The following is a 4995-nucleotide window of genomic DNA, read 5'->3' on the forward strand; positions in this document are numbered from 1 at the left end:
GAAGGCGTGGATTCTCCCGGGGCGTGCGTTCTCCCGGCTCTGGAGCCGTGGGTTGTGGCCTACCGGTGGGTCACGCCCTACCCTGGCGCACAGCGGCACCGACCCGGTGCCGCGCACCACGCCACCGCACCGGCCGCCCGACCGTGCCGGCCCACGGGTTCGGCCGCGCCGCGCGGGAGTCCACCAGCGTGGTGCCGTTCCGTCCGGCGGCCGCCGGCGGCCGTGCGGGCACCATCCTCTCCTTGTCCGGAGCCGACGATGGAGAACTCCGCGGTCGTGTCCGCGCCGACCCGAAATCCGGCCCCGCAGGCGGACGGGAGGCTGACTCCCACCGCGATCGATCCGGTGGTGGCCGAGGCCGCGGCGGGCGATCCGGAGGCGGTACGGGCCCTCACCACGATGATCGCGCCGATGACGGTGCGGTACTGCCGCGCACGCCTCGGTCGCCGCGACTACGGCCCCGTCTGCGCCGAGGACGTCGCCCAGGAGATCTGCGTGGCCGTGCTGCAGGCGCTGCCCGCCTACCGCGACCGGGGCGGGTCGTTCCTGTTCCTGCTCCGCGCGATCGCGGCGAACAAGGTGGCGGACGCCTTCCGCTCGGTGTCCCGCGAGCGCGCCCGACCGACCGCCGAGGTCCCCGAACGCACCGACACCGGCGCCGAACCCGAACGCCGGGCGCTGGAGGCCGAGCGCAGCCGTCGACTCGACGACCTGCTCGACCGGCTGCCCACCGTGCAACGCGAGATACTCGTCCTGCGTGTCGTGGTGGGCCTGTCGGCGGGCGAGACCGCCCTGGCCGTCGGTCTGTCCCCCGCGAACGTGCGCACGCTCCAGCACCGCGCGCTGTGCCGACTGCGCGGGTGGGTCGGCGTCGGCGAGCTGTGACCGCCTCGACCGTCGGCACCCGCCGGGTCAGCTCCGCCCGGCCGCCTCCCGCAGCGCGGGCAGGATCTCCCGCTCGGCGGCCTCCAGGAACGGTTCCTGCCGGTCGCCGCCCACCTGCACCAGGGCGAGGTCGGTGAACCCCGCGTCGAGGAACGCCCGTGCGGAGGTCACGACCCGCTCGGTGCTCGCCCCGCACGGGATCGCCGCGGCCACGTCCTCCTCGGTCACGAACCGGGTCGCCGCGTCGAACGCGGCCGTACCGGGCAGCTCCGCGTTGACCTTCCAGCCGCCCGCGAACCAGCGGAACTGGTCGCGCGCCCGGCGCACCGCGGCCTGCTCGTCGGCGTCCCAGGACACCGGGATCTGCCCGATCTTGCGGGAGGTCTCCTGCCGCAGGGCGGACCGGGCCGCGTCCCATCCCCGGCAGAGTTCCGCCTCGGGATCCACCGCGATCATCGCGTCCGAGACCGGCGCGAACCGCCGCACCGACTGGGCACCGGAGACCGCGACGCCGATCGGGACCCGCCACTCGGGCAGGTCCCAGAGCTTCGCCGAGTCCACCCGGAAGTGGTGTCCGACGAAGTTGGTGTAGCCGCCGTCGAAGAGGTCACCGATGATCTCCAGCGCCTCGGAGAGCATCTCGTGCCGCACGTTCACCGGCGGCCAGCCGCGCCCGACCACGTGCTCGTTGAGATTCTCCCCCGCACCGAGTCCGAGGAGGAACCGGCCACCGGACAGTTCCTGGATCGTCGCGGCCTTCTGCGCGACGACGGCCGGGTGGTACCGCATCGTCGGACACGTCACGTACGTCATCAGCTCCAGGCGCTCGGTGGCCTGGGTGACGGCCCCCAGCACGCTCCACGCGTACGGGGCGTGTCCCTGACTGTCCAACCAGGGCGAATGGTGGTCGCTCAGCACCGCGAAATCGAAACCCGCGCGTTCCGCGCCGGCAGCATGGCCGACGAGCGGGCCGGGTCCGGCCTGTTCGGTGAGCAGTGTGTACCCGAACCGCATGGGCGCTCCCTTCGACGATGCGGCCTCGGTCCCCACGACCCGTCCGGACGGGCCGTGGGGTGCGGGCGAAAGCCGCGTGCCGTGCCCTCGCCCCGGTCCGGATCAGCCCGTCGGCTGCAGCTTCTTGCGCCGCGCGATGGCCTCGCGGCGCTCGGTCTCGTCGAGGCCACCCCACACCCCGAACGGCTCCTGCACCGTGAGGGCGTGGTGTCGACATTGGACGATCACCGGGCACGTCCGGCAGATCTCCTTGGCGCGGGCCACCCTGTCGGCGCGCGCGAATCCGCGTTCTCCATCAGGATGGAAGAACACGGAGCTGTCGAGATTGCGGCAGTTGCCGTGCCGCTGCCATTCCCACACCTCGGCGACAGGAGTGGGCAGGCGGGACGTGTCGGCCATTGGTCACCTCCGTGCTCGTGAACCGCGTCGGTCGGACCGTGTCCGTGGAACCGGGTCAGTGCGGTGCGTGTACCCCGGTGCCGGAGAACTCACACCCGGTGCCGGGCTCAGCCGCTCGGACGCTCGTCGTCCTCGTCGACCGGCACCGGCGCGGCCTGCTCGGCCACGTCCGCGGGGTCGGCGTCCAGCGGCGCGCCGACCGGGGCCGGGGCGTCCTCACCGAACACCGGCTGCTGCTGCTCCTCGACATCCGCCTCGGGGGCCAGGTCGTGGTTCTCCGTCATGATCGGGCAGGTACCCCGGCGCCCCGGTTTCCAATCCGGCCGGCGCGGGGTACACCGCGCCCACTGTGAGCTGGATGAATGCCGTCTGGGGGCTGCCCGTCGCGATTCCGGTCTTCGTGGTCTCGGCCACAGTGATCGGGTTCGCCGGAGTGCGGCTCGCCCGGGTCGTCGACCGACTGGCCGATCGCACCGGACTGGGTGAGGCGATCGCCGGGATGGTGCTGCTCGCCGGAGCGACCTCCCTGGCGGGTCTGGTGGTCAGCATCGTCGCCGCGCTCTCCGGTGAGCCCAGCCTCGCGGTGAGCAACTCCGCGGGCGGGATCGCGGCGCAGACCGCGTTCATCGTCGTCGCCGACCTGGCCTACCGCCGGATCAATCTGGAACACGCCGCCGCGTCACTGACCAACATCTTCAGCAGTCTGCTGATGGTGGTGATGCTGTCGATCGTGCTGCTCGGCGCCACCTCGCCGCCCGTCACGCTCGCCGGGATCCACCCGGCCACGGCGCTGCTGCTGCTCAGCTACGGATACGGCCTCCTACTCAGCCGCAAGGTCGGCCGGGACCCGATGTGGAAACCCACGAGGACCGCCGCCACCCGCACCGACGTTCCGGAGTCCGACGACGGCACCGAGCCGACCCGACGGTTGTGGGGCGGGTTCGTCGTGCTGACCGCGGCGGTGTTGCTCGCCGGGTTCGGCATCGGGCGCGCCGGAGTGTCCATCGCCGAACAGAGCGCGCTGACCGGCACCACGGTCGGCACGTTCCTGACCAGCGTGGCGACCTCGCTGCCGGAACTGGTCACCACCGTGGCGGCGGTGCGGGCGGGGGCGCTCACCCTCGCGGTGGCCGGCATCGTCGGCGGGAACACGTTCGACCTGCTGTTCATCGCCGGCGCCGACGTCGCCTACCGGCAGGGCTCGATCTACCACGCGATCACGTCGACGGACCTGTTCGTGCTGGCGTGGACGATGCTGCTGATCGGCGTGATCGCCGCGGGGCTGGTCCGGCGGCAGCGGGAGGGCATCGGATTCGAGGGATTCGCGGTGCTGGGGATCTACCTCGGGGGGCTGGTGATCGTGTCCACCGGTTGAGCCACGTCACCTCGCGCGGCCGCACCGGCCGCCGGTGTGTTACACCTCGGACACGCACCGTCCAGGGAGGCAAGCCATGGCCGAACGAGCCCGCGAACACGACCTCGTCCTCTTCGGAGGTACCGGCTTCACCGGGGGGCTGACCGCGGAGTACCTCGCCCGGCACGCCCCCGAAGGGTGCCGGTGGGCACTGGCCGGGCGCAACCGGGACAAGCTCGAACGACTGCGGGACCGGCTCGCCGCGATCGACCCGTCCTGCGCCGACCTCCCGCTGTTGCACGCGGACGCGACCGACGAGGGCTCGCTGCGCGCGGTCGCCGCCTCGACCCGGGTAGTGATCACCACCGTCGGCCCGTACCTGCACCACGGGGAGCCGCTGGTCGCGGCGTGCGCGGCCGAGGGCACCGACTACGTCGACCTCACCGGGGAGCCGGAGTTCGTCGACCGCATGTACCTGGCCCACCACGCCACCGCGCGGCGCACCGGCGCCCGGCTGGTGCACGCCTGCGGATTCGACTCGATCCCCTACGACCTGGGCGTGTACTTCACGGTCGGGCACCTGCCGGAGAACACCCCACTGACCGTGCAGGGCCAGGTGCGGGCCAAGGCCGAGTTCTCCGGGGGCACCTACTCCTCGGCCCTGACGGTGTTCTCCCGGGCGAAGGAGATGGCCCGCACGGCACGGGAACGACGCCGGGCGGAGCCGCGCCCGGAGAACCGGCGGGTCCACCTCCCCTCCGGGCCGCCGAGGCGGGACACCGGGACGGGCCGGTGGCTGGTCCCGATCCCGACTCTCGACCCGCAGATCGTCGGCCGCTCGGCGGCGGCCCTGCCGCGGTACGGCCCCGAGTTCACCTACCGGCACTACGCGGCGGTCAAGCGGCTGCCCACCGTGCTGCTGGGCGCGCTCGGTCTCGGGGTGCTCGGTCTCGCCTCCCGTATCCCGCCCGCGCGCCGGGCGCTGGCGAACGTGCGCAAGCCCGGTGCGGGCCCGAGCGAGCAGCGGCGGCTCAAGTCGTGGTTCCACGTGCGCTTCGTCGGCGAGGGCGGCGGCGAACGGGTGGTCACCGAGTTCGCGGGCGGGGACCCGGGATACGACGAGACGTCAAAGATGCTCGCCGAGTCGGCCCTGAGTCTGGCCTTCGACGACCTGCCCGAGACCAGCGGTCAGGTGACCACGGCGGCGGCGATGGGGGACGCCCTGCTCACCCGCCTGTCCCGGGCCGGGTTGACCATCCGGGTCGTGGAGCGCGGCTGAACCGCCGGGCCGCTGCGACGCCCGGCGGCTGATCTCCGGGCCGCCGCACGGTCCGGGCCGCGGC

Annotated in this window: 6 protein-coding genes; 3 read left to right on the forward strand and 3 right to left on the reverse strand. The window is 73.0% G+C overall.

Features of this window, described 5'->3' with window-relative positions:
* The first annotated feature begins 258 nt into the window (after positions 1-258).
* The gene (gene shbA, locus SACPADRAFT_RS0212125) at positions 259-885 is read left to right on the forward strand and encodes an RNA polymerase sigma factor ShbA (RefSeq protein ID WP_007026472.1); all 627 of its coding nucleotides are present in this window, start codon (positions 259-261) and stop codon (positions 883-885) included.
* Positions 886-912: 27 nt separating this feature from the next.
* On the opposite strand, the gene SACPADRAFT_RS0212130 is transcribed toward shbA, so the two are convergent.
* From SACPADRAFT_RS0212130 to SACPADRAFT_RS32800, 3 genes are all read right to left on the reverse strand, one after another.
* Positions 913-1899, reverse strand: coding sequence for a TIGR03557 family F420-dependent LLM class oxidoreductase (locus tag SACPADRAFT_RS0212130; protein ID WP_007026473.1), 987 nt, complete (start codon positions 1897-1899; stop codon positions 913-915).
* 102 nt (positions 1900-2001) lie between these two features.
* Positions 2002-2298: a WhiB family transcriptional regulator gene (locus SACPADRAFT_RS0212135; RefSeq protein ID WP_007026474.1), complete on the reverse strand. Its 297-nt coding sequence runs from the start codon at positions 2296-2298 to the stop codon at positions 2002-2004.
* A gap of 107 nt (positions 2299-2405) precedes the next feature.
* Positions 2406-2582, reverse strand: a complete 177-nt coding sequence (locus tag SACPADRAFT_RS32800) for a hypothetical protein (protein WP_007026475.1) — start codon at positions 2580-2582, stop codon at positions 2406-2408.
* A gap of 74 nt (positions 2583-2656) precedes the next feature.
* Here SACPADRAFT_RS32800 and SACPADRAFT_RS0212145 point away from each other — a divergent pair, with 74 nt between their 5' ends.
* A complete protein-coding gene (locus SACPADRAFT_RS0212145; protein ID WP_007026476.1) occupies positions 2657-3673 on the forward strand; it encodes a sodium:calcium antiporter in 1017 nt (338 codons plus the stop codon).
* A 76-nt stretch (positions 3674-3749) separates the two neighbouring features.
* Positions 3750-4931, forward strand: a complete 1182-nt coding sequence (locus SACPADRAFT_RS0212150) for a saccharopine dehydrogenase family protein (RefSeq protein WP_007026477.1) — start codon at positions 3750-3752, stop codon at positions 4929-4931.
* Positions 4932-4995 lie beyond the last annotated feature (64 nt).

Origin of the sequence: Saccharomonospora iraqiensis subsp. paurometabolica YIM 90007 (assembly GCF_000231035.2) — a bacterium.
GTDB lineage: Bacteria > Actinomycetota > Actinomycetes > Mycobacteriales > Pseudonocardiaceae > Saccharomonospora > Saccharomonospora paurometabolica.